This window comes from Pseudomonas sp. 14P_5.3_Bac1 (assembly GCF_025466135.1).
In the GTDB taxonomy this organism is placed as follows: domain Bacteria; phylum Pseudomonadota; class Gammaproteobacteria; order Pseudomonadales; family Pseudomonadaceae; genus Aquipseudomonas.
In genome coordinates this window covers 184,267-206,978 of the sequence record NZ_JANLOF010000087.1, presented here as the reverse complement: position 1 = coordinate 206,978, position 22,712 = coordinate 184,267, and the positions used below count along the sequence as shown (strand labels likewise).

Genomic DNA, 22,712 nt, shown 5'->3' with positions numbered 1-22,712 from the left:
AGTTGGCATTAATTCAGGAAAGCCGGCAAGTATAACGGGGGATAGGGCGCAGGGCGAGGCGAAGACAGGCTAGAGACGTACGCAGTGCAAATGTGGGAGGGGGCTTGCCCCCGATAGCAGTAGGTCAGTGACTGATAAGCTGGCTGACCCAGCGCTATCGGGGGCAAGCCCCCGCCCACAGTAGATCCAGGTGTGGCTCAGGACTGATATTGGCTGAGCAACCGCTCCATGCGCGCATCCATTCGCCGTTTGATTTCGGCTTCGATATGCGGAGCAAAGTCGTCGATCACATCCTGCATGATCAACTGCGCAGCGGCGCGCAACTCGTTGTCCAGATGCAGCAGCAGGGCGTCGGGCGCTTTTTCTGCGGCGGGCTTGGCTTCTGCCACGGGAGCGGCAGCGACAGGCTCGGGTGCAACAGGCTTGCCACTGACCATGTCGAACAGCAGCGGAATCTGTACCTCGGCGTCGACCGTTTCGGTCAGCAGCGGCGGTTGCAAGCCATCATCACCGAGCAACTGACGGATCGACTCGAGGTCGTCCAGCAGGTGGTCGTCTTTTTTTATAGGGTTTGGCGTGTCCATCATGTACTCAAAGTCGTTGTAGCCGGTGATCCTGCAGAGAATAGCCCTGTTCGCGGTAGAAACGGAAACTCTCCCGCGCGGCCTGACGAATAGCCGGATCTTCCACCACCACTTCTGCCACACGGGCAAATGCCTTGGCGAAGGCGGGTACTTTCAGGTCCAGGTTGACCAACAGGTCGTTGTGATCGCCGCAGCTGTCACCCAGGCCCAGCACAACCAGGCCTTCGGGTTCGGACTCGGCAGGGCCGTGCGGCACGAAGCTTTCGCCCTTGAAGCGCCATAAGCGCGCGTCGAGGTCATCACGTTGGGCGCCATCGCTGCAATGCAGGTAGATGCGGTGGCCCATGCGCCAGGCCTTTTCGGTGAGCTTGCAGGCAAAGTCCAGGCGCGCGGAAGGATCGGCGCTGGGCAATATATAGAAGTCGACTTGGGTCATTGCGGTTCCTGAGACCAGGGCGGCAAGAGGGCCGCCCCGGAATCTTCAGTTTCAGGCTTTGGCGCGATCCAGCAGGTACTGGGTCAGCAGTGGCACCGGACGGCCAGTGGCGCCCTTGTCCTTGCCGCCGCTGGTCCAGGCCGTGCCGGCGATGTCCAGGTGAGCCCAGTTGAGGTTCTTGGCAAAGCGCGACAGGAAGCAGGCTGCGGTGATGGTGCCGGCTTTCGGGCCGCCGATATTGGCGATGTCGGCGAACGGGCTGTCCAGCTGCTCTTGATATTCATCGAACAGCGGCAGTTGCCAGGCGCGGTCGTCGGCAGCCTTGCCGGCGCTGAGCAGTTGCTCGATCAACTCGTCGTTGTTGCCCAGCAGGCCCGACGTGTGGGCGCCCAGGGCAACCACACAGGCACCGGTCAGGGTGGCGATGTCGATCACGGCCTGTGGCTTGAAGCGTTCGGCGTAGGTCAGCGCATCGCACAGCACCAGACGGCCTTCGGCGTCGGTGTTGAGGATTTCGACGGTCTGGCCGCTCAGGGTAGTGACGATATCGCCCGGACGGGTCGCGCCGCCGCTCGGCATGTTCTCGGCACACGCCAGGATGCACACCAGGTTGATCGGCAGCTTGAGTTCCAGCACGGCACGCAGGGTGCCGAACACGCTGGCGGCGCCGCCCATGTCGTACTTCATCTCATCCATGCCTGCGCCCGGCTTGAGGCTGATGCCGCCGGTGTCGAAGGTGATGCCTTTGCCGACCAGCGCGTAAGGCTTCTCGGACTTCTTGCCGCCGTTGTATTGCATCACGATCAGGCGTGGCGGCTGGTCGCTGCCCTGGCCCACGGCATAGAAGGAGCCCATGCCCAGGTCCTTGATTTTTTTCTCGTCCAGCACCTCAACCTTCAGGCCCTTGAATTCTTTGCCCAGCGCCTTGGCTTGTTCGCCCAGGTAAGTCGGGTGGCAGATGTTCGGCGGCAGGTTGCCCAGGTCGCGGGTGAACGACATGCCGGCAGCGATGGCCTGGGCGTGGGTCACGGCGCGCTCGACTTCAGCCTGGGCGGCCTTGATGGTCAGCAGGGTGATTTTTTTCAGGGCGCGCGGTTCGGCTTTCTGGCTCTTGAACTGGTCGAAGACGTAGGTGCCATCCACCAGGCTTTCGGCCAGCAGGCGGGTCTTGCCGTAGCTGTCACGGCCTTTTACGACGATTTCATCCAGGGCCAGTGCTGCATCGCTGCCGCCCAGGCCCTTGAGGGTGTTGAGAATGCCGCTGATGATCTTGCGGAACGGACGGTCGCCCAGTTCGGCGTCCTTGCCCACGCCCACCAGCAATACGCGGTCGGCTTTAAGGTTGGGCAGGCTCTGCAGCAGCAGGCTTTGGCCGACTTTGCCGGCCAGGTCGCCGCGCTTGAGCACGGCGCTGATGGCACCACCGCTGAGTTCATCCAGTTGCTTGGCGGCGACGCCGAGCTTGCGGCCTTCGCCGACAGCGACCACGAGGGTGGCGGTTTTCAACGTTTCGGGGCTAACGCTTTTTACAACCAATTCCATTTTCGGGTCCCTTATAAAGGTCTGTGAGCCTGAGTCTGTACCCAGGCTTTAAAGCGTGGCAGCTCTGTAAACCGCCAGCGACAAAGGCCGCAGTTTGAACCTCGCCAGCGGAGCCTGACAACCCTTGCCGCATGCTTTGTGCACGCGTATGAGCAAGCACCGTGACAGGCGCGGTCAATCACAGGATAATGCGCCATCTTTTTAGCCGGCCCGTGCAAACGGGTCGACTCGGTATGCTTGCTTGTTTGGCCGCCTTAGCCTGACAACCCTGGAGTGTCTGGTTTGATCGTCTTCCGTTATCTGTCCCGCGAAGTCCTGTTGACCCTGAGTGCCGTGAGTGCGGTATTGCTGGTCATCACCATGAGTGGTCGTTTCGTCAAATTCCTGGCTCAGGCCGCTTCGGGCGCTTTGGATCCGGGCTCGCTGTTCCTGATCATGGGCTTTCGCCTGCCAGGCTTTTTGCAACTGATCCTGCCACTTGGCCTGTTTCTCGGCATTTTGCTGGCCTATGGCCGGCTGTACCTCGAAAGTGAAATGACCGTGCTGTCGGCCACCGGCATGAGCCAGCAGCGTCTGCTGGCCATGACCATGGTGCCGGCCACCGGCGTTGCCCTGGTGGTGGCATGGCTGAGCATGAGCCTGGCGCCTCAGGGCGCCATGCAGTTCCAGCTGCTGCTGAACAAGCAGGATGCGATGACTGAGTTCGACACCCTTGAGCCTGGGCGCTTTCAAGCGCTGAACGATGGCACGCGGGTGACTTACACCGAGACCATGACGGATGACCGTGCCAACCTGGGCGGCGTGTTTATTTCGCAGAAAAATCTCGGGCAGAACCAGAAAGACCGTGGCATCTCGATTCTGGTGGCCAACAGTGGTCGCCAGGAAGTGCGTCCGGATGGCAGCCGTTACCTGATCCTGGAAAATGGCTACCGTTACGACGGCAGCCCTGGCCTCGCCGATTATCGGGCGATCAAGTACGACACTTATGGCGTAATGCTGGCCAAGCCGGACATCAGCGAAGAGGTCACTGACCGCGATGCGCTGCCGACATCGTCGCTGTTCAACAATAAGGAACTGCGCTCCGTCGCCGAGCTGCAATGGCGGCTGTCGCTGCCGCTGCTGGTATTTATCGTGACGTTGATGGCCGTGCCGCTGTCGCGCGTCAACCCGCGTCAGGGTCGCTTCCTCAAGCTGTTGCCGGCAATTCTGTTGTACATGGCCTACCTGACCCTGCTGATTTCCGCCCGTGGTTCCATGGAGAAAGGCAAGTTGTCGCCGGTCCTCGGCCTGTGGGGTGTGCACGGGATCTTCCTGTTGATCGGCCTGGGGCTGCTCTACTGGGAACCTATCCGTTTGAAAATGAAGAGCCGTCGTGGCCTGAAGGAGTTGGCTCGTGGCTAAGCTCGATCGCTACATTGGTAGCAGCGTACTGATCGCCATTCTGGCGGTATTGGGCATTATTCTCGGCCTGGCCTCGTTGTTCGCCTTTATTGACGAAGTGGGCAACGTCACCGACACCTACACCGTCATGGATGTGTTGAGTTACGTGGCGCTGACCGCACCGCGCCGGCTCTACGACATGATGCCGATGGCCGCGCTGATCGGTTGCCTGATCGGGCTGGGCAGCCTGGCCAGCAGCAGCGAACTGACCATCATGCGCGCCGCCGGTGTATCGATCGGGCGCATTGTCTGGGCGGTAATGAAACCCATGCTCCTGCTGATGGCGTGCAGCGTGCTGATCGGCGAGTACGTGGCGCCACCGGCCGAGGCCACCGCTCAGGCCAATCGCGCCCTGGCCCAGGGTTCGGGGGATGCGCAAAGCGCCAAGCACGGCCTGTGGCACCGTCAGGGTGATGAGTTCATCCACATCAACGCCGTGCAGCCGGGCGGTTTGTTGGTGGGTGTGACGCGTTATACGTTCGACAAGGAACGGCACATGCTGACCTCCAGTTTCGCCAGGCGCGCGCAATACGATGCCGAGAAATGGACGCTGAGTGACGTCACCACCACGTACTTCCGCAATGTTGGCCAGGGCACCAAGGCCAGTACCGAAGTGATCAATGTGCCGAGCGAACAATGGGACATCGCCCTGAAGCCGGAACTGCTCAACACGGTGGTGATGATCCCGGAGAGCCTGCCGATTACCGGTTTGTGGAGCTATATCCACTACCTCAAGGATCAGGGCCTGAATAATGGCCGCTACTGGCTGGCGTTCTGGGTCAAGGTGCTGCAGCCGGTGGTCACCGCCGCGCTGGTATTGATGGCGATCTCGTTTATCTTCGGCCCGTTGCGTTCCGTGACCCTCGGTCAGCGGGTGTTCACCGGCGTACTGGTGGGCTTTACCTTCCGTATCGCCCAGGACCTGCTCGGTCCGTCGAGCCTGGTGTTCGGTTTCTCGCCGCTGTTTGCGGTGCTGGTGCCCACAACTATCTGCGCCCTGGCCGGGTTCTGGCTGTTGCGCCGCGCGGGTTGATACTGCGCTTATGAACAAAAAATGCCCCGTTCGAGAGAACGGGGCATTTTTGTTCTGGTCAGCAAAGATGACGTCTGGCCTGAGCATCAGGTACAATTCCCGGCTATTTTTCAGCGGGCAATCTGCCTGCAGCCTTTTTGAGTGTTGATCCGTGAGTGATTTGAGTCATATCCGCAATTTCTCCATCATCGCCCACATTGACCATGGTAAGTCGACGCTGGCCGATCGATTCATCCAGATGTGCGGCGGCCTTGCCGAGCGTGAAATGGAGGCCCAGGTACTGGACTCCATGGACCTCGAGCGCGAGCGCGGGATCACCATCAAGGCCCACAGCGTTACCCTGTACTACACCGCCAAAGACGGTATCAAGTACCAGCTCAACTTCATTGACACCCCGGGCCACGTTGACTTCACCTATGAAGTCAGCCGTTCCCTGGCGGCCTGTGAAGGTGCGTTGCTGGTCGTGGACGCGGGCCAGGGCGTCGAAGCCCAGTCCGTGGCCAACTGCTACACCGCCATCGAGCAAGGCCTTGAGGTCATGCCGGTGCTGAACAAGATCGACCTGCCTCAGGCCGATCCGGACCGTGTCAAAGAAGAGATCGAGAAGATCATCGGCATTGACGCCACAGACGCCGTCGAGTGCAGCGCCAAGACCGGCCTGGGCGTCGACGAAGTGCTCGAGCGCCTGGTCAAGACCATCCCCGCACCTACCGGCAACTACGAAGATCCGCTGCAAGCGTTGATCATCGACTCCTGGTTCGACAACTACCTGGGCGTTGTTTCCCTGGTACGCGTACGCCACGGCCGTGTGAAGAAGGGCGACAAGATCCTGGTCAAGTCCACCGGCAAGATCCACCTGGTGGACAGCGTCGGCGTGTTCAACCCGAAACACACCGCCACCACCGACCTGAAAGCCGGTGAAGTGGGCTTCATCATCGCCGGCATCAAAGACATTCACGGTGCACCGGTCGGTGACACCCTGACCTTGAGCTCCACCCCTGATGTAGACGTGCTGCCGGGTTTCAAACGCATCCAGCCGCAGGTTTACGCCGGCCTGTTCCCGGTCAGCTCCGATGACTTCGAAGACTTCCGCGAAGCCTTGCAGAAGCTGACCCTCAACGACTCGTCGTTGCAGTACACCCCGGAAAGCTCCGACGCGCTGGGCTTCGGCTTCCGCTGCGGGTTCCTGGGCATGCTGCACATGGAGATCATCCAGGAGCGCCTTGAGCGCGAATACGACCTGGACCTGATCACCACCGCGCCAACGGTTATTTTTGAGCTGGCGCTGAAAACCGGTGAAACGATTTACGTCGACAACCCGTCCAAGCTTCCGGATCTGTCCTCCATCGAGGACATGCGCGAGCCGATCGTGCGGGCCAATATTCTTGTGCCGCAGGAACACCTGGGCAACGTCATTACCCTGTGTATCGAAAAACGTGGCGTACAACACGACATGTTGTTCCTCGGTACCCAGGTGCAAGTGACCTACGATTTGCCGATGAACGAAGTGGTCCTGGACTTCTTCGACCGTCTCAAATCCACCAGCCGCGGCTATGCTTCGCTGGATTACCATTTCGATCGTTACCAATCGGCTAATCTGGTGAAACTGGATGTGCTGATCAACGGCGACAAGGTAGATGCACTGGCGCTGATCGTGCACAAGGACAACGCGCACTACAAAGGTCGGCAGTTGACCGAAAAGATGAAAGAACTGATTCCGCGTCAGATGTTCGACGTCGCGATCCAGGCCGCCATTGGCGGGCAGATCATTGCACGGACCTCCGTCAAGGCTCTCAGAAAGAACGTACTGGCCAAATGCTACGGCGGTGACGTAAGCCGTAAGCGCAAGCTGCTTGAGAAGCAAAAGGCCGGTAAAAAACGCATGAAGCAAGTGGGCAACGTGGAAATTCCACAAGAAGCCTTCCTTGCGGTGCTCAGGTTGGATAGTTAGGTCCTATGTCACTAAATTTCCCGCTGTTGCTGGTCATCGCCGTTGCCGTTTGCGGTCTCCTGGCGTTGCTCGATCTGGTGTTCTTCGCCCCGCGTCGGCGGGCGGCTATCGCTTCCTATCAGGGCAGCGTCAGCCAGCCCGATGCGGTGGTGGTCGAGAAGCTGAACAAAGAGCCTCTGCTGGTTGAATACGGCAAGTCGTTCTTCCCGGTGTTGTTCATCGTGCTGGTGCTGCGTTCGTTCCTGGTGGAGCCGTTTCAGATCCCTTCGGGGTCGATGAAACCGACCCTGGACGTGGGCGACTTCATCCTGGTGAACAAGTTTTCCTACGGGATCCGCCTGCCGGTGCTCGACAAGAAAGTCATCCCGGTCGGTGACCCGCAGCGCGGCGATGTGATGGTGTTTCGCTACCCAAGCGACCCGAACGTCAACTACATCAAGCGCGTAGTCGGGCTGCCGGGCGATGTGATTCGCTACACCAGCGACAAGCGTCTGTTCATCAATGGTGAGTCGGTGGCCGAGAAACTGATCGGCGCCGAACCGAACACCTTGGGCAGCGCCGAGCTGTATCAGGAAAAACTCGGCGCGGTAGAGCACGAAATCCGTAAGGAAATGAGCCGCTACCGTGCGATGCCTGATGGCGAGTGGAAAGTGCCTGCCGGGCACTACTTCATGATGGGCGACAACCGCGACAACTCCAACGACAGCCGTTACTGGGATGACCCCAATATTCCCAAGGACCTGCTGGGCATGGTTCCCGACGAGAACATCGTCGGCAAGGCCTTTGCGGTCTGGATGAGTTGGCCGGAACCCAAACTCAGCCACCTGCCGAACTTCTCGCGGGTCGGGCTGATCAAGTAATACAGGCGGCGCTGTGAACACAGCGCCGAATGCTTTTCTGGGGTTCGGACAATGCGTAGTCCGGCCTCATGCGGCACCAACCAGGATTTGAATTTGAACACTGCGTCAATCGTCGATGGCCGCCGGTGCCACCAACTAGATATGGATAAACCGTGACCGTTTCTCTAAGTCGTCTCGAGCGTCAGCTCGGCTACACCTTCAAGGACCAGGAATTGATGGTCCTTGCCCTCACACACCGCAGTTTTGCAGGGCGTAATAACGAACGCCTGGAATTTCTCGGTGACGCCATCCTCAACTTTGCCGCCGGTGAGGCGCTGTTCGAGCGTTTCCCGCAAGCGCGCGAAGGCCAGCTGTCACGCCTGCGTGCACGGCTGGTAAAAGGCGAGACCCTGGCCGTGCTGGCCCGCGGTTTCGGCCTGGGCGAATACTTGCGCCTGGGGTCCGGTGAACTGAAAAGCGGTGGCTTTCGTCGCGAGTCGATCCTGGCTGATGCCCTCGAAGCGTTGATCGGTGCGATCTACCTGGATGCAGGCATGGAGACGGCCAAGGAGCGCGTGGTGGCCTGGCTGGCTTCGGAGATCGAGAGCCTGACGCTGGTCGACACCAACAAAGATCCCAAGACCCGCCTGCAGGAATTCCTGCAGTCGCGCGGTTGTGAACTGCCACGCTACGAAGTGGTGGATATCCAGGGTGAGCCGCATTGCCGCGTGTTCTTCGTGGAATGTGAAATCACCTTATTGAATGAAAAAAGCCGAGGTCAGGGTGTGAGCCGTCGTATTGCCGAACAGGTAGCGGCCGCTGCAGCACTGATTGCCCTGGGCGTGGAGAATGGCCATGACTGATTCAACCGCAACACGCTGTGGCTATGTTGCCATCGTCGGCCGCCCGAACGTGGGCAAGTCCACGCTGCTCAACCACATCCTGGGCCAGAAGCTCGCGATCACCTCGCGCAAGCCGCAGACCACCCGTCACAACATGCTGGGCATCAAGACCGAAGGCAGCGTCCAAGCCGTCTACGTCGACACCCCGGGCATGCACAAAGGTGGCGAGAAGGCACTTAACCGCTACATGAACAAAACCGCTTCGGCGGCGTTGAAAGACGTCGACGTGGTGATCTTCGTGGTTGACCGCACCAAGTGGACCGACGAAGACCAGATGGTTCTCGAGCGCGTGCAGTACGTCACCGGCCCGTTGATCGTCGCGCTGAACAAGACCGATCGCATCGAAGACAAAGCCGAGCTGATGCCGCACCTGACCTGGCTGCAGGAGCAACTGCCGAACGCCCAGATCATGCCGATCTCGGCCCAGCACGGTCACAACCTTGAGGCCCTGGAGCGCGTGATCGCGGGTTACTTGCCCGAGAACGAGCACTTCTTCCCGGAAGATCAGATCACCGACCGCAGCAGCCGCTTCCTCGCCGCTGAACTGGTGCGCGAGAAAATCATGCGCCAGATGGGCGCCGAGCTGCCTTACCAGATCACCGTCGAAATCGAAGAGTTCAAGCAGCAGGGCAAAACCCTGCATATTCATGCGCTGATTCTCGTCGAGCGTGACGGCCAGAAGAAAATCATCATTGGCGACAAGGGCGAGCGCATCAAGCGCATCGGCACCGAAGCGCGCAAGGACATGGAATTGCTGTTTGATTCCAAGATCATGCTCAACCTGTGGGTGAAGGTTAAGGGTGGTTGGTCCGATGACGAGCGCGCACTGCGCTCCCTGGGCTACGGCGACCTGTAGGGTCTTGAATACACCACAGGGCTGAAAATGTGGAAGGGGGCTCGCCCCCGATAGCGGTGGGTCAGTTAACAGATAAGTGACTGACACACTGCCATCGGGGGCCAGCCCCCTCCCACGTTAGGTTTGTGCAGTTTTCAAAAATGCATTCCAGCAGTGAGCATCCATGTCCCAACCCACCAGCCAACTCGCCTACGTCCTGCACAGCCGCGCTTACCGCGAGACCAGCGCCCTGGTGGACTTCCTCACGCCCCAAGGCCGCCTGCGCGCAGTCTTGCGCAGCGCCCGAGGCAAGGCCGGCACGCTGGCCCGGCCGTTCGTGGCCCTGGACGTGGAGTTTCGTGGCAAGGGCGAGCTGAAAAACGTCGGCCGTCTGGAAAGCGTCGGCAATTCCGCCTGGCTCAACGGTGAAGCCCTGTTCAGCGGCCTGTACCTCAACGAGCTGCTGATCCGCCTGCTGCCCGCCGAAGACCCGCACCCTGCGGTCTTCGATCACTACGCCGCGACGCTCATTGCACTGGCCGAAGGCCGCCCACTGGAACCGCTGCTGCGCGCTTTCGAATGGCGCCTGCTCGACGACCTGGGCTACGGCTTTGAACTGAGCAACGACCTGCACGGCGACCCCGTCGCCGCAGACGGCATGTACCGCCTGCAAGTCGACGCTGGCCTGGAACGCGTTTACCTGCTGCAACCCGGCCTGTTCCAGGGCACCGAGTTGCTGGCCATGAGCGAAGCCGACTGGACTGCCCCTGGCGCCTTGTCTGCGGCCAAGCGATTGATGCGCCAGGCGCTCGCCGTGCACTTGGGCGGGCGGCCGCTGGTCAGTCGCGAGTTGTTTCGAAAGCCCTGACAACCCCGTGTATGCTGTGCGGCGTTTCTTTCCCTTTTCAGGAGCGCTTCCGTGAGCACCAGCAATCGCATTCTTCTTGGCGTCAACATCGACCACGTCGCTACCCTGCGCCAGGCCCGGGGCACCCGTTACCCTGATCCGGTCAAGGCCGCGCTGGACGCCGAAGAAGCGGGCGCCGACGGCATCACCGTGCACCTGCGCGAAGACCGCCGCCATATCCAGGAGCGCGACGTGTTGCTGCTCACGGACGTGCTGCAAACCCGCATGAACTTCGAAATGGGCGTCACCGAAGAAATGATGGCGTTCGCTGAACGCATCCGCCCGGCGCACATCTGCCTGGTGCCGGAAACGCGCCAGGAGCTCACCACCGAAGGCGGCCTCGATGTTGCCGGCCAGGAAGCGCGGATCAAGGCTGCGGTCGAGCGTCTGTCGAAGATCGGCAGCGAAGTCTCGCTGTTTATCGACGCCGACGAGCGTCAGATTGAAGCCTCGCGCCGTGTCGGCGCGCCGGCCATCGAACTGCACACTGGCCGCTATGCCGATGCCACCACGCCCACCGAAGTCGCTGACGAACTGCAGCGCATTATCGACGGCGTACAGTGCGGCCTCAGTGAAGGGCTGATCGTCAACGCCGGCCATGGTTTGCACTACCACAACGTCGAAGCCGTGGCTGCGATCAAGGGCATCAACGAACTCAACATCGGCCACGCGCTGGTGGCGCACGCGCTGTTCGTCGGTTTCAAAGGCGCGGTGGCCGAGATGAAAGCCCTGATCCTGGCGGCTGCCAGCTCCAAGTGAGCACAGTCTAAAAATCACTGAAGATCAAAATGTGGGAGGGGGCTTGCCCCCGATAGCGGTGTGTCAGTCAGCCTATCTGTAGCTGACCCACTGCAATCGGGGGCAAGCCCCCTCCCACAGTGATTTTCGGTGTATCCAGAGGTGTAGTTACCCAGCCAAACCCATTGAATTCAGCCATGCGGCAATGCGAAGTCTTACTGTTTAGCCGGGTCAGGTGTATCGTATCTGCCCTTTGCGGGCCTCTGGCCTGTGGCAGATACGTGAGGTTGTTGTGTCCCGATCCTTTTCCCGTCGACAAATCCTGGGTGGTCTCGCAGGCCTGGCCGTAGTGGGCGTCGGTGCCGGTGGCGGCTATCGCTACTGGCTGGGAAAAGTTGCAGAGGCCGAAGCCGGGCACGATTACCAACTGATCGCCGCGCCGCTGGACGTGGAACTGGTGCCGGGCCACAAAACCGAAGCCTGGGCATTTGGCCCCTCGGCGCCGGGCACCGAGTTGCGTGTGCGCCAGGGTGAGTGGCTGCGGGTGCGCTTTATCAACCACTTGCCGGTCGCCACCACCATTCATTGGCACGGCATCCGCCTGCCGCTGGAAATGGACGGCGTCCCTTACGTCTCGCAGTTGCCGGTATTGCCCGGCGAATACTTCGATTACAAATTCCGTGTGCCGGACGCCGGCAGCTACTGGTATCACCCGCACGTGAACAGCAGCGAAGAACTCGGCCGTGGCCTGGTGGGCCCGCTGATCATCGAAGAGCGCGAGCCCACCGGTTTCAAACACGAGCGCACCCTGAGCCTGAAAAGCTGGCACGTGGACGAAGAGGGGGCCTTCGTGGCCTTCAGCGTACCCCGTGAAGCCGCGCGTGGCGGCACGGCCGGGCGGTTGTCGACGATCAATGGCGTGTCCCAGGCGGTGATCGATTTGCCCGCCGGGCAAATCACCCGCGTGCGCCTGCTCAACCTCGACAACACGCTGACCTATCGCATCAACATTCCCGACGTCGATGCGCAGATCTACGCGCTGGACGGCAACCCTGTCGAGCCGCGCCCATTGGGCAAGGAATACTGGCTGGGCCCGGGCATGCGTATTTGTCTGGCGATCAAGGCACCGCCTGCCGGTGAAGAACTCTCCATCCGCAACGGCCCGGTGCGCCTGGGTACCTTCCGCTCCGTCGCCAATACCGATGCGCCCACCGAATGGCCACCGGCGCTGCCCGCCAACCCGATCGCCGAGCCGGACCTGGCGAATGCCGAGAAACTCAACTTCAATTTCGAATGGGTCGGTACCGTGTCGGTCGATGACGGCAAACCGCCGAGCCTGTGGCAAATCAACGGCAAGGCCTGGGACATCACCGACAAGACCTGTGCCGATCGCCCGATTGCCAAGCTTGAGAAGGGCAAAAGCTACATTTTCGAATTGAAAAACATGACCCAGTACCAGCACCCGATCCACCTGCACGGCATGAGTTTCAAGGTAATCGCCTCGAACCGCCACAAGGTGATCCCGTACTTCACCGACACTTACTTGCTGGGCAAGAACGAGCGCGCGCGCGTGGCGTTGGTGGCGGATAACCCGGGGGTGTGGATGTTCCATTGCCACGTGATCGATCACATGGAAACCGGCCTGATGGCCGCCATCGAGGTGGCGTGATGCGCCAGATTCGCCCCACGGCGATTATCGACCGCAGCCGCGACCAGGACTTCATGCGCGAAGCCCTGGCCCTCGCCGCCCAAGGCGCCGCCCTTGGCGAAGTGCCCGTTGGCGCGGTGCTGGTGCAGGACGGTGAAATCATCGGTCGGGGTTTCAATTGCCCGATCAGCGGCAATGACCCCAGCGCCCATGCCGAAATGGTCGCCATCCGCGCCGCCGCGCAGGCGATCAGCAACTACCGCCTGGTCGGCAGCACGCTGTATGTGACGCTGGAACCGTGCAGCATGTGCGCGGGCCTGATTGTGCATTCGCGCATCGCGCGGGTGGTGTACGGCGCGCTGGAGCCCAAGGCGGGGATCGTGCAAAGCCAGGGGCAGTTTTTTACCCAAGGGTTTCTCAACCATCGGGTGCTGTTTGAAGGCGGGGTGTTGGCTGAGGAATGCGGGACAGTGTTGAGTGAGTTCTTCAAGGCCCGCAGAGCCAAGCCCACACTCTAAAGAACACTGAAAACCAATGTGGGAGCTGGCTTGCCTGCGATAGCGGTGCATCAGTCACTGATCAACTGACTGAAAGATTGCTATCGCAGGCAAGCCAGCTCCCACAGTTTGATCTCCATTTATTCTGGGAGATTGCAGGTTATTTCTTCGCGATAATCACCGCCCGCATCGGCGCCGGCAGCCCTTCAAGGGTCTTGCTGTGATCATCCGGGTCCAGGAAGTCGCTCAGCGACTGGTACTTCATCCACTCCGTGCCGCGCTGTTCCTCGACCGTGGTCACGCTCACATCCACGCAGCGCACGTCGCTGAACCCGGCGCGCCGTAGCCACAGCATCAAGGCCGGTACCGAAGGCAGGAACCACACATTGCGCATCTGCGCATAGCGGTCTTCCGGCACTAACACTTGCTGCTGATCGCCTTCGACCACCAGCGTTTCCAGCACCAACTCGCCGCCTTTGACCAGGCAGTCTTTCAATGCCAGCAAGTGCTCGATCGGCGAACGGCGGTGATAGAACACGCCCATGGAAAACACCGTGTCGAAGCCTTCCAGGTTCGGCGGCAGGTCTTCAAACGGGAACGGCAAGTGCCAGGCCTTTGGCTCGTTCAGGTAGCGCTGCACCGCCTGGAACTGGCAGAAAAACAGCCAGTTCGGGTCCACGCCAATCACGCTGTCGGCACCCGCGCCGAGCATGCGCCACATGTAGTAGCCGTTGCCGCAACCCACGTCGAGGATGCGCTTGCCGTTCAAATTCAGGTGCGGGGCAACGCGTGACCACTTCCAGTCCGAACGCCATTCGGTGTCCACATGCACGCCAAACAGGTTGAACGGGCCTTTGCGCCACGGGCTCAGGCCCATCAGCGCGGTGCGCATCTGTGCGCGGGTGGCGTCGTCGCAATCGGTATCAAGGGTCAGGCCATTGAGCAAATCGACTTCGCTGGGCTGGATCTGCGGCAGCGCGTCCAGCGCACTCTGCCAACGCTCCAGGTCGCCATGACCCTTTTCCATCTTGCTATCGAGTTGCGCTTGCAGGCCTTGGGCCCATACGGCCAACGGAGTACCGACCAGGTGGCGGGCGAGGGGAGAGAGATCAATCATGGCAAGGCAATCAACGAGGCAAAGTTAAGACACTGGAACCACGGCACGACTTTCGAGAACCCGGCTGCCAACAGGCGTTCGCGGTGTTCTTCGAGGCTGTCGGGCTTCATGACGTTTTCGATGGCGCTGCGCTTCTGGGCGATTTCCAGTTCGCTGTAGCCGTTGGCGCGTTTGAACGCGATGTGCAGGTCGGTGAGCAATGCGTGTTCTTCAGGGTCGTTGAACCGCAGCTTTTCCGAGAGGATCAACGCGCCGCCCGGCAGCAGCGACTGGCGGATACGCGCGAGCAATGCCAGGCGTTGATCGGGGGCGATAAATTGCAGGGTGAAATTCAGCGCCACCACCGAGGCCGGTTGGAATTGCAGCGCGAGGATATCGCCCTCGATCACCTCAACCGGCAGCAACTCCTGGAACATCGAGTCCTGGCCATTGAGGTATTCGCGGCAGCGCTCGACCATCGCCGCCGAGTTATCCACGGCGATTACCCGGCAACCGTCGGTGCGCACATGGCGGCGCAGCGCCTGGGTGACCGCGCCGAGGGACGAGCCCAGGTCGTAGAGCACGCTGTTGGGTTGCGCAAACTGCGCGGCCAGCACGCCGAGGTTCTCGACGATGGTCGGGTAACCGGGCACCGAGCGCTTGATCATGTCCGGGAACACCCGCACCACGTCCTCGTTAAAGGCGAAGTCCGGCACCTGGGGCAGGGGCTGGGCGAATAGGCGATCGGGTTCTTTGCTCACGGTTGTTCCGGCGACGAGGGGGGAAAGGCCGGCATTTTAGCCAAATTGGCCCTCGTGTGCGCGGGTAGTCTGATGGAAAGCCGAGGCGGTGATGCCCCACTGACCCAGCCAATACGTGCTGATCAATAAATACGGCGCCGCCTCAAAGGCGACCACGAACCGATTGATACCAATCAGCGTGTCGGAAAACACAAACGACACCGCGCCCGCCGCCGCCAGCAGGGCCGAGCGCTTGGGCACCTCACTGCCCAGTCGCGCCAATGCACGCCAGAGCATGGCGCTGATCACCAGCGCATACACCACCACCGGGATCAGCAACTCGCCCAGGCCATGGGCAATCAGAATGCTCAGCAGAATCGCGCCCACGCCCAGTGCCAATACCAGCGGCAACAACGCCAGGCGCCGGCAATCGCTGAAATAGGCTTTCAGATACGCCAAATGCGCAAACAGGAAGGCGCCCAGCCCGAAGATAAACAGGTCGCCTGGCCACGCGAGCAATACGTCGCCCACTAGGGAAAAAATCAGCCCCAGGCTGATCCAGCGTCGATAGTCGGTGGGCGGCGCGTCATGCAGCCAACCCAGCAACGCCAGCACCGGCAACGGCTTGACCAGCAGGCACAGTAACGCCGCGTGGGTGCTCAAACCGTAGACAAAGGTGCCGGCGCCCATCAACGCAAGAATCAGCCAAGGCATATCAGTTCACCGTGATGGCGCAGTCGAAGGTTTCGGCAGGCTCGGCTTCCGGTTCCCAAGGTTGCTGGGAGGTCAGGCGCAAACGGCCCTGGCCGGCCGCGAAGGCCTGGAAGCGCCAAGTGGATTGGCCGCCACCGCCGATCACCCCGGACTCGGTGCTGCTGTAAACCTCAGGGCTGAGTGCACGCAGCACGCCGCCGGCAGAATCCTGGATGGCCCAGCGATAGCCGGTGGTGGGGTTGCTCGGCAAGGTGAGGATCAGGTTTTGCCCGGTTTTAAGCTGGAGCGGGCAGGCGCTCTGGTTTTCCACGGTGACGTTTTGCTTGGGGGCACTGGCGCAGGCGGCCAGCAGGGCAAGGCTCAAGGGGAGAAGCAGGCGGGCAGCGGTCATGGGGGCTCCGTTGTTTGACGACGAAGGGCGAGCATAACCGAAGATGAGACAAGGTGTGACAAGGCGGGCTTTTGTGTTGGCAGGTCTGGCCTGATCGGGGGCAAGCCCCCTCCTACAGTTGACCGAGTACATCCTTTGGAATGCAGTCAAATTGTGGGAGGGGGCTTGCCCCCGATGAGGCCAGTTCAGGCACTACACAATGGTCAGAACAACACCTTCGCCACATCCGCAAAGCGCTTGGCAAAGTGCACCGTCATGCCTTCTTTCAGGTACTCCGGCAGCTCTTCAAAGCTGCCACGGTTGGGCTCCGGCAGGATCAACTCATGAATCTTCTGGCGCCGCGCCGCAATCACCTTCTCACGTACACCACCAATCGGCAGTACATGCCCGGTCAGCGTCAGCTCGCCGGTCATCGCCACGCCTTTTTTCGGTGGCTGGTTGCGCGCCAGCGACAGCAACGCACTGGCCATGGTCACTCCGGCGCTTGGGCCATCTTTGGGCGTAGCACCTTCCGGCACGTGCAAGTGCACGAAGGCTTCGTCGAAGAACTTCGGATCGCCGCCAAACGACTTCAGATTAGAGCTGATGTAGCTGTAGGCAATCTCGGCGGACTCTTTCATCACCTCACCCAGTTGCCCGGTGAGCTTGAAGCCACGATTGAGCGTGTGGATGCGCGTCGCCTCGATCGGCAGGGTCGCGCCGCCCATGCTGGTCCAGGCCAGGCCTGTGATCACGCCGGTACCGGACAGCACTTGCTCATTGCGAAACACCGGCATGCCCAAGGAGCTTTCCAAATCCTTGTTGCCGATCTTGATCACCGAGTCCGGCTCGTCCAGCAGCTTGACCACGGCCTTGCGCACCAGTTTGCCCAGCTGTTTTTCCAACTGGCGCACCCCGGCTTCGCGTGCGTAGCCGTCGATCAGCGCGCGCAGTGCGCCGTCGCTGATGGTCAGGGTGTTTTTCGACACACCGGCCTTTTCCAACTGTTTTGGCCACAGGTGGCGCTTGGCGATGGCAACCTTTTCTTCGGTGATATAGCCCGACAGGCGAATCACTTCCATCCGGTCCAGCAATGGGCCCGGGATCGAATCAAGCGTGTTCGCCGTGCAGACGAACAACACCTTGGACAGGTCCAGGCGCAGGTCCAGGTAGTGATCGAGGAATTCGACGTTCTGTTCCGGGTCGAGGGTTTCCAGCAAGGCCGACGCCGGGTCGCCCTGGAAGCTCTGGCCCATCTTGTCGATCTCATCGAGCATGATCACCGGGTTCATCACCTCCACATCTTTGAGCGCCTGCACCAGCTTGCCCGGCAGGGCGCCGATGTAGGTACGGCGATGGCCCTTGATCTCGGCCTCGTCGCGCATGCCGCCGACACTGAAGCGATAGAACGGCCGGCCCAGGGACTCGGCGATGGATTTACCCACGCTGGTCTTGCCCACGCCCGGCGGGCCGACCAGCAGCACGATGGAACCGGCGACTTCACCTTTATAGGCGCCCACCGCGAGGAACTCGAGGATGCGGCTCTTGATGTCATCCAGGCCCGCATGGTGCTTGTCCAGCACCTTGCGGGCGTGTTTCAGGTCGAGCTTGTCTTCGCCGTACACGCCCCACGGCACCGAGGTGGCCCAGTCCAGGTAGTTGCGCGTAACGGCGTATTCCGGCGAACCCGTTTCCAGGATCGACAGTTTGTTCATTTCTTCGCTGATGCGTTTTTGCGCCTGGGTCGGCAGTACTTTGCCCACCAGGCGTTGTTCGAACTGCTCGACATCCGCGCTGCGGTCGTCCTTGGTCAGACCCAGCTCCTGCTGGATGACCTTGAGCTGTTCCTTGAGGAAGAACTCGCGCTGGTGCTCGCCGATCTTGCGGTTCACCTCGGCGGAGATTTCCTTTTGCAGGCGCGCGACTTCAACTTCCTTGCGCAGCATCGGCAGGACTTTTTCCATGCGCTTGAGCATGGGCACACAGTCCAGCACTTCCTGCAGCTCGTTGCCGGTGGCCGAGGTCAACGCGGCGGCGAAGTCGGTGAGCGGCGACGGGTCGTTGGGGCTGAAGCGGTTGAGGTAGTTCTTCAACTCCTCGCTGTACAGCGGGTTGAGCGGCAGCAGTTCCTTGATCGCATTGATCAGCGCCATGCCGTAGGCCTTGACCTCGTCGGTCGGCTCGGTCGGCTGGTGCGGGTATTCGACTTCCACCAGGTACGGCGGGCGGTGGTGCTTGAGCCAGGTTTTGATGCGCACGCGGGTCAGACCCTGGGCGACAAATTGCAGCTTGCCGTTTTCGCGGCTGGCGTGGTGCACCTTCACCAGCGTGCCGTACAGCGGCAGGCTGGAGGTATCGAAATGGCGCGGGTCTTCTGGCGGGGTGTCCATGAAAAACAGCGCAAGGGAGTGGTGGTCGGATTTGCTCACCAGCTCCAGGGTCTCGGCCCACGGTTCTTCGTTGACGATGACCGGCAGCACTTGCGCCGGGAAGAACGGCCGATTGTGGATCGGGATGATGTAGACCTTGTCCGGCAGGTTTTGCCCAGGCAGGGCCAGGCCGGTGTTGGACGAAGCTTGGTGTTCAGCGTTTTCGGGGTCGGCGTAATCGTTCAGGTCGATGTCCGGGAATTCTTGCTGGTCGCTCATGGGGCACCTGCATAAGGAAGTATGCAGCTTAGATGGGGCGGGGCAGCGGTGGTTTCAATGGCGGGGCGCAGTTAGCAACAAATTGCATAATATTTTCGAAACACCGCTTTCCCCCTGTGGGAGCTGGCTTGCCTGCGATAGCGGTGGCCCAGCTGCCTGATGTATCAACTGACACACCGCTATCGCAGGCAAGCCAGCATTGTGTACCGAGCGCCGTCAGCTGATTTTGTGAAGATAAGCCGGCAATGGCTGTTCCGGCAGCACCGACAACACCTTCAAGCGCTGCAGCATCCGCTGGCGTGCCCGCTGCAAATGCTCACGCAAATTCAGCGCCGCCGCGTCATATGCACCGTGCAGCAGCAGCTCCAGAATCAAGCGGTGTTCGGCGAGCATGGCGGGATCGGCGCCGATCCCCAGTAAACGGTAGAAAATCCGGCTGATGATCATCGGGCTCTGGCCCTGGCGAATCAGCGCGGCGATCTTGCGGTTTTGCAGGCCGGCAAGGCAGCGCTGGTGCAAGTCCTCTTCGATCTGTTCAATGGCTTGCAGGCTGCACTGTGGGCTTTCTTGAGCCGCCAGCACGCGCTGCAACATGGCTTCGAGCATGTCGCGGTCGAGGTTCGGCGCGCTCTGGCGCAGGGCTTCGGGTTCCAGGCAGGCCCGCAGTTCGTAGTCTTCGGTCACCTCGCGCGCGGTCAGCGGCCCGGCCAGCCATTGGGAATAGGGCTCTTTTTCCACCAGGCCACGGTCGCGCAAGCGCATCAGTGCTTCACGCACCACGGCGCGGCTGACGCCGTAATGGTCGGCGGCGGCTTGCTCATCCAGGCGGTAATGGCCGAAGGCAATGCAGGTGGACAACGCCGCGCCGATTTCCTCGACGATCCGCTCGCCGAGCGGGCGGGTGTCTACCAACTCGTCATCGCCGTTGAGGCCCAGGTGCGCAGGGCTCAAGGGCAGACGCAGCGGCTCCATGGCCAGGCCTTCGGGGTTGATCAGGTACCCGCGGCCATTGAAGCGGCAGATCAGGCCTTCGTCGTGCAGCAGATCCAGCGCCTTGCGCACCGGCACGCGGCTGGTGCCGAACAACTCGGCCAGCGGCGCTTCCAGCAAGACCAGCCCGTGGCGGGCGGTGCCGTTGACGATCGCATCACGCAACAGCGTGTGAATCATCGCGTAACGGGAGGCCGAGGCGGACACTGCTTTCATCTGCTTCTCTAGGTAAAGAGTTGAAGGGCTTGTAGGAAAGTGGTCGGGGATTCTCTCATAGTTACCCTGTCACTCTGCGCCACGCTGCTGGCACTTTTTTGGGGCCTTGGCCGTCACCCTGTTACTTTTCTGCACCAAAATGTACTTATTAATAAAAGATACATTATTTCATTCAAGGCCTGTGCCCACGCCTTTGCCAATCTTTTTGTTTCCTACAAAACCATCTAGCCCGTAGCTCAAGGGCAGAAACGCGCTCGTGCAAAAATGGCGATACCAGAGACTGGCACGAAAGCTGCCTTTGTAAAATGTACATTTTATTAATATGTACGTTTTATGAGGTGGATCTTGATGTCAGACGCCACATCAATGGCCGAAGCGTTCGCCAGCGGTCGCAGCGACCCGGTGCAAGTCCTCGAACAGGCGCTGCTGCACGCGAGCATGGCGCCCACCGTGTTTATTTCCCTGACGGCCGAGCGCGCCCGTCGCGAAGCCGAAGCCGCCGCAGCCCGTTGGCGTGCCGGGCAACCGTTGAGCGTGTTCGATGGTGTGCCGCTGGCCTGGAAGGACCTGTTTGATGTCGCCGGCAGCATCACGACCGCCGGCGCCGCTTACCGTCGCGAGGCGCCAGCGGCGTTGCTCGATGCGCCGAGCGTGGGCCTGCTGTGCCGCGCCGGGATGGTCAGTCTCGGCAAGACCAACCTCAGCGAACTGGCCTATTCCGGCTTGGGCCTGAACCCGCATTTCGGCACGCCGTATAACCCGAACGGCAGCGATCAACCGCGTATTCCCGGTGGCTCGTCATCCGGCTCGGCCGTCGCCGTGGCCGGCGGCATTGTGCCAATCGCCATGGGCACCGACACCGCCGGCTCGATCCGCATTCCGGCCGCGCTCAACGGTGTGGTGGGCTACCGCAGCAGCAGCCGACGCTACAGCCGCGACGGGGTATTCCCGCTGGCGCACACCCTCGACAGCCTCGGCCCGCTGACCCGCAGCGTGCGCGATGCCCTGGTGATCGACGACCTGCTCAATGGCCGCACGCAAACCCATGTTGCCCGCAGCCTCAAGGGGCAACGCTTTGTGCTCGAGCAAGGCGCGCTGGAAGACATCGAACCGGCCGTACGCAATAACCTGCTACGCGCCATGGACCTCATCAAGGCCTCAGGCGCGCTGATCGAGGTGCGCCCGTCTGCCACCTTCCAGGCCACGCTCAACCTGATCAAGCAGGACGGCTGGCTCGGCTCATTCGAAGCCTTCGCGCTGCACGAGGCCTTGCTCGACAGCCGCGACGCCGACCTGCTCGACCCGCGCGTACGCCGCCGCCTGGAAGCTGCACGTTCGTTGCCCGCCAGTCAGTTGCTGCACCTGATCGACGCACGCCGTCGCCTGCAGTGCCAACTGGTCGACGAGCTCGACGGCGCCGTGCTGATTACCCCGACCGTTGCCCATGTTGCACCCCCGTTGGCCCCGTTGGAGGCCGACGACGAGCTGTTCGTGAAAACCAACCTCGCCACCCTGCGCCTGACCATGCCCGGCAGTCTGCTCGACATGCCAGGCGTCAGCCTGCCCAGCGGCCGCGATGCCCTGGGCCTGCCCACCGGGCTGCTGCTCAGCGCCCCGTCGGGGGAAGACGCACGCCTGTTACGCGTGGCGTTGTCCGTCGAATCCGTAATGACTATTTAAGGAGACACATCATGGCTAAAGACATTCTCTGTGCATTTGGCGTCGACGTTGACGCCGTCGCCGGCTGGCTCGGCTCCTACGGCGGTGAAGACTCGCCGGACGACATCTCGCGCGGCCTGTTCGCCGGTGAAATCGGCGCGCCGCGCTTGCTCAAATTGTTCGAACGCTATGGCCTGCGCACCACCTGGTTTATTCCCGGCCACTCAATGGAAACCTTCCCCGAGCAGATGAAGGCGGTGGCCGACGCCGGTCACGAAATTGGCGTGCACGGCTACAGCCATGAAAACCCGATTGCGATGACGGCCGAACAGGAAGAAATCGTCCTGGATAAATCCATCGAGCTGATCACCCAGGTCACCGGCAAACGTCCGACCGGCTACGTCGCGCCGTGGTGGGAATTCAGCAAGGTCACCAACGAGCTGCTGCTGAAAAAAGGCATCAAGTATGACCACAGCCTGATGCACAACGACTTCCACCCCTACTACGTACGCAAGGGCGACAGCTGGACCAAGATCGACTACAGCCAGCACCCCGACACCTGGATGAAACCGCTGGTGCGCGGCGAGGAAACCGACCTGGTGGAGATCCCGGCCAACTGGTACCTCGACGACCTGCCGCCAATGATGTTCATCAAAAAAGCCCCCAACAGCCACGGCTTCGTCAACCCGCGCCACCTGGAAGAAATGTGGCGCGACCAGTTCGACTGGGTTTACCGCGAACACGAACACGCGGTGTTCACCATGACCATTCACCCCGACGTGTCCGGTCGCCCGCAAGTGCTGCTGATGCTTGAGCGCCTGATCGAACACATCCAGAGCCATGCCGGCGTGCGCTTCGTCACCTTCGACGAAATCGCCGACGACTTTATCCGCCGCCAACCGCGTTCCTGACCCTTAGCCAACCCCC

The 22,712-nt window shown here is 61.0% G+C and carries 21 protein-coding genes; 12 read left to right on the top strand and 9 right to left on the bottom strand.

Annotated elements, in window-relative coordinates:
• Positions 1-197: 197 nt before the first annotated feature.
• The 3 genes from NTD89_RS26945 to NTD89_RS26935 are packed head-to-tail and all read right to left on the bottom strand — an operon-like array spanning position 198 to position 2,562.
• Positions 198-584: a DNA polymerase III subunit chi gene (locus NTD89_RS26945; protein WP_145161375.1), complete on the bottom strand. Its 387-nt coding sequence runs from the start codon at positions 582-584 to the stop codon at positions 198-200.
• 7 nt (positions 585-591) lie between these two features.
• On the bottom strand, positions 592-1,020 hold the full coding sequence (locus tag NTD89_RS26940) for a DNA polymerase III subunit chi (protein WP_145161378.1): 429 nt from the start codon (positions 1,018-1,020) through the stop codon (positions 592-594).
• A gap of 51 nt (positions 1,021-1,071) precedes the next feature.
• A complete protein-coding gene (locus tag NTD89_RS26935; RefSeq protein ID WP_145161381.1) occupies positions 1,072-2,562 on the bottom strand; it encodes a leucyl aminopeptidase in 1,491 nt (496 codons plus the stop codon).
• 282 nt (positions 2,563-2,844) lie between these two features.
• Here NTD89_RS26935 and lptF point away from each other — a divergent pair, with 282 nt between their 5' ends.
• From lptF to tadA, 10 genes are all read left to right on the top strand, one after another.
• Positions 2,845-3,963 (top strand): LPS export ABC transporter permease LptF, encoded by a 1,119-nt coding sequence (gene lptF, locus NTD89_RS26930; protein ID WP_145161384.1) that lies wholly within the window; start codon positions 2,845-2,847, stop codon positions 3,961-3,963.
• Positions 3,956-5,035: an LPS export ABC transporter permease LptG gene (gene lptG, locus NTD89_RS26925; RefSeq protein ID WP_214248028.1), complete on the top strand. Its 1,080-nt coding sequence runs from the start codon at positions 3,956-3,958 to the stop codon at positions 5,033-5,035. Before lptF ends, lptG begins: the two co-directional genes overlap by 8 nt.
• Positions 5,036-5,186: 151 nt before the next feature.
• Entirely contained in the window at positions 5,187-6,986 is a 1,800-nt protein-coding gene (gene lepA, locus NTD89_RS26920; protein WP_003210439.1) for a translation elongation factor 4, read from the top strand.
• 5 nt (positions 6,987-6,991) lie between these two features.
• On the top strand, positions 6,992-7,846 hold the full coding sequence (gene lepB / locus NTD89_RS26915; RefSeq protein ID WP_106579465.1) for a signal peptidase I: 855 nt from the start codon (positions 6,992-6,994) through the stop codon (positions 7,844-7,846).
• A gap of 152 nt (positions 7,847-7,998) precedes the next feature.
• Positions 7,999-8,688, top strand: coding sequence for a ribonuclease III (rnc, locus tag NTD89_RS26910; RefSeq protein ID WP_094951369.1), 690 nt, complete (start codon positions 7,999-8,001; stop codon positions 8,686-8,688).
• The gene (gene era / locus NTD89_RS26905) at positions 8,681-9,583 is read left to right on the top strand and encodes a GTPase Era (protein WP_003234112.1); all 903 of its coding nucleotides are present in this window, start codon (positions 8,681-8,683) and stop codon (positions 9,581-9,583) included. Before rnc ends, era begins: the two co-directional genes overlap by 8 nt.
• Positions 9,584-9,746: 163 nt before the next feature.
• Complete coding sequence (gene recO / locus NTD89_RS26900) at positions 9,747-10,430, top strand: DNA repair protein RecO (protein ID WP_145161389.1); 684 nt, start codon at positions 9,747-9,749, stop codon at positions 10,428-10,430.
• Between the two features lie 51 nt (positions 10,431-10,481).
• Positions 10,482-11,228, top strand: a complete 747-nt coding sequence (pdxJ, locus tag NTD89_RS26895) for a pyridoxine 5'-phosphate synthase (RefSeq protein WP_262210570.1) — start codon at positions 10,482-10,484, stop codon at positions 11,226-11,228.
• 271 nt (positions 11,229-11,499) lie between these two features.
• Positions 11,500-12,876, top strand: a complete 1,377-nt coding sequence (locus NTD89_RS26890) for a multicopper oxidase family protein (protein ID WP_145161395.1) — start codon at positions 11,500-11,502, stop codon at positions 12,874-12,876.
• Positions 12,876-13,373, top strand: a complete 498-nt coding sequence (gene tadA, locus NTD89_RS26885; RefSeq protein ID WP_145161398.1) for a tRNA adenosine(34) deaminase TadA — start codon at positions 12,876-12,878, stop codon at positions 13,371-13,373. Before NTD89_RS26890 ends, tadA begins: the two co-directional genes overlap by 1 nt.
• Before the next feature lie 139 nt (positions 13,374-13,512).
• On the opposite strand, the gene cmoB is transcribed toward tadA, so the two are convergent.
• The 6 genes from cmoB to NTD89_RS26855 form a co-directional block, all read right to left on the bottom strand.
• Positions 13,513-14,469 carry a tRNA 5-methoxyuridine(34)/uridine 5-oxyacetic acid(34) synthase CmoB gene (gene cmoB, locus NTD89_RS26880; RefSeq protein WP_242194502.1) on the bottom strand — a complete coding sequence of 319 codons (957 nt, stop codon included), beginning with the start codon at positions 14,467-14,469 and terminating at the stop codon, positions 13,513-13,515.
• Complete coding sequence (cmoA, locus tag NTD89_RS26875) at positions 14,466-15,209, bottom strand: carboxy-S-adenosyl-L-methionine synthase CmoA (RefSeq protein ID WP_242194499.1); 744 nt, start codon at positions 15,207-15,209, stop codon at positions 14,466-14,468. The genes cmoB and cmoA overlap by 4 nt, the downstream gene beginning before the upstream one ends.
• A 36-nt stretch (positions 15,210-15,245) precedes the next feature.
• Positions 15,246-15,902, bottom strand: a complete 657-nt coding sequence (locus tag NTD89_RS26870; RefSeq protein WP_262210568.1) for a lysoplasmalogenase — start codon at positions 15,900-15,902, stop codon at positions 15,246-15,248.
• Between the two features lies 1 nt (position 15,903).
• On the bottom strand, positions 15,904-16,293 hold the full coding sequence (locus tag NTD89_RS26865) for a protease inhibitor I42 family protein (protein ID WP_106579457.1): 390 nt from the start codon (positions 16,291-16,293) through the stop codon (positions 15,904-15,906).
• Between the two features lie 203 nt (positions 16,294-16,496).
• Complete coding sequence (lon, locus tag NTD89_RS26860; protein ID WP_145161411.1) at positions 16,497-18,920, bottom strand: endopeptidase La; 2,424 nt, start codon at positions 18,918-18,920, stop codon at positions 16,497-16,499.
• 216 nt (positions 18,921-19,136) lie between these two features.
• Positions 19,137-20,126 carry a GntR family transcriptional regulator gene (locus NTD89_RS26855; protein WP_145161414.1) on the bottom strand — a complete coding sequence of 330 codons (990 nt, stop codon included), beginning with the start codon at positions 20,124-20,126 and terminating at the stop codon, positions 19,137-19,139.
• A 348-nt stretch (positions 20,127-20,474) separates the two neighbouring features.
• On the opposite strand from NTD89_RS26855, the gene NTD89_RS26850 reads away from it, so the two are divergent.
• Together NTD89_RS26850 and NTD89_RS26845 are read left to right on the top strand one after the other, a co-directional pair.
• Positions 20,475-21,806: an amidase gene (locus NTD89_RS26850; RefSeq protein ID WP_262210564.1), complete on the top strand. Its 1,332-nt coding sequence runs from the start codon at positions 20,475-20,477 to the stop codon at positions 21,804-21,806.
• Positions 21,807-21,817: 11 nt separating this feature from the next.
• Positions 21,818-22,696, top strand: a complete 879-nt coding sequence (locus tag NTD89_RS26845; RefSeq protein WP_053254585.1) for a polysaccharide deacetylase family protein — start codon at positions 21,818-21,820, stop codon at positions 22,694-22,696.
• The last annotated feature ends 16 nt before the right edge of the window (positions 22,697-22,712 follow it).

Coding starts and splice junctions, on each gene's coding strand:
- NTD89_RS26945 (WP_145161375.1), bottom strand. CDS start 584: ATGGACACGCCAAACCCTATAAAAAAAGACGACCACCTGCTGGACGAC.
- NTD89_RS26940 (WP_145161378.1), bottom strand. CDS start 1,020: ATGACCCAAGTCGACTTCTATATATTGCCCAGCGCCGATCCTTCCGCG.
- NTD89_RS26935 (WP_145161381.1), bottom strand. CDS start 2,562: ATGGAATTGGTTGTAAAAAGCGTTAGCCCCGAAACGTTGAAAACCGCC.
- lepB (WP_106579465.1), top strand. CDS start 6,992: ATGTCACTAAATTTCCCGCTGTTGCTGGTCATCGCCGTTGCCGTTTGC.
- era (WP_003234112.1), top strand. CDS start 8,681: ATGACTGATTCAACCGCAACACGCTGTGGCTATGTTGCCATCGTCGGC.
- recO (WP_145161389.1), top strand. CDS start 9,747: ATGTCCCAACCCACCAGCCAACTCGCCTACGTCCTGCACAGCCGCGCT.
- tadA (WP_145161398.1), top strand. CDS start 12,876: ATGCGCCAGATTCGCCCCACGGCGATTATCGACCGCAGCCGCGACCAG.
- cmoB (WP_242194502.1), bottom strand. CDS start 14,469: ATGATTGATCTCTCTCCCCTCGCCCGCCACCTGGTCGGTACTCCGTTG.
- NTD89_RS26870 (WP_262210568.1), bottom strand. CDS start 15,902: ATGCCTTGGCTGATTCTTGCGTTGATGGGCGCCGGCACCTTTGTCTAC.
- NTD89_RS26865 (WP_106579457.1), bottom strand. CDS start 16,293: ATGACCGCTGCCCGCCTGCTTCTCCCCTTGAGCCTTGCCCTGCTGGCC.
- lon (WP_145161411.1), bottom strand. CDS start 18,920: ATGAGCGACCAGCAAGAATTCCCGGACATCGACCTGAACGATTACGCC.
- NTD89_RS26855 (WP_145161414.1), bottom strand. CDS start 20,126: ATGAAAGCAGTGTCCGCCTCGGCCTCCCGTTACGCGATGATTCACACG.
- NTD89_RS26850 (WP_262210564.1), top strand. CDS start 20,475: ATGTCAGACGCCACATCAATGGCCGAAGCGTTCGCCAGCGGTCGCAGC.
- NTD89_RS26845 (WP_053254585.1), top strand. CDS start 21,818: ATGGCTAAAGACATTCTCTGTGCATTTGGCGTCGACGTTGACGCCGTC.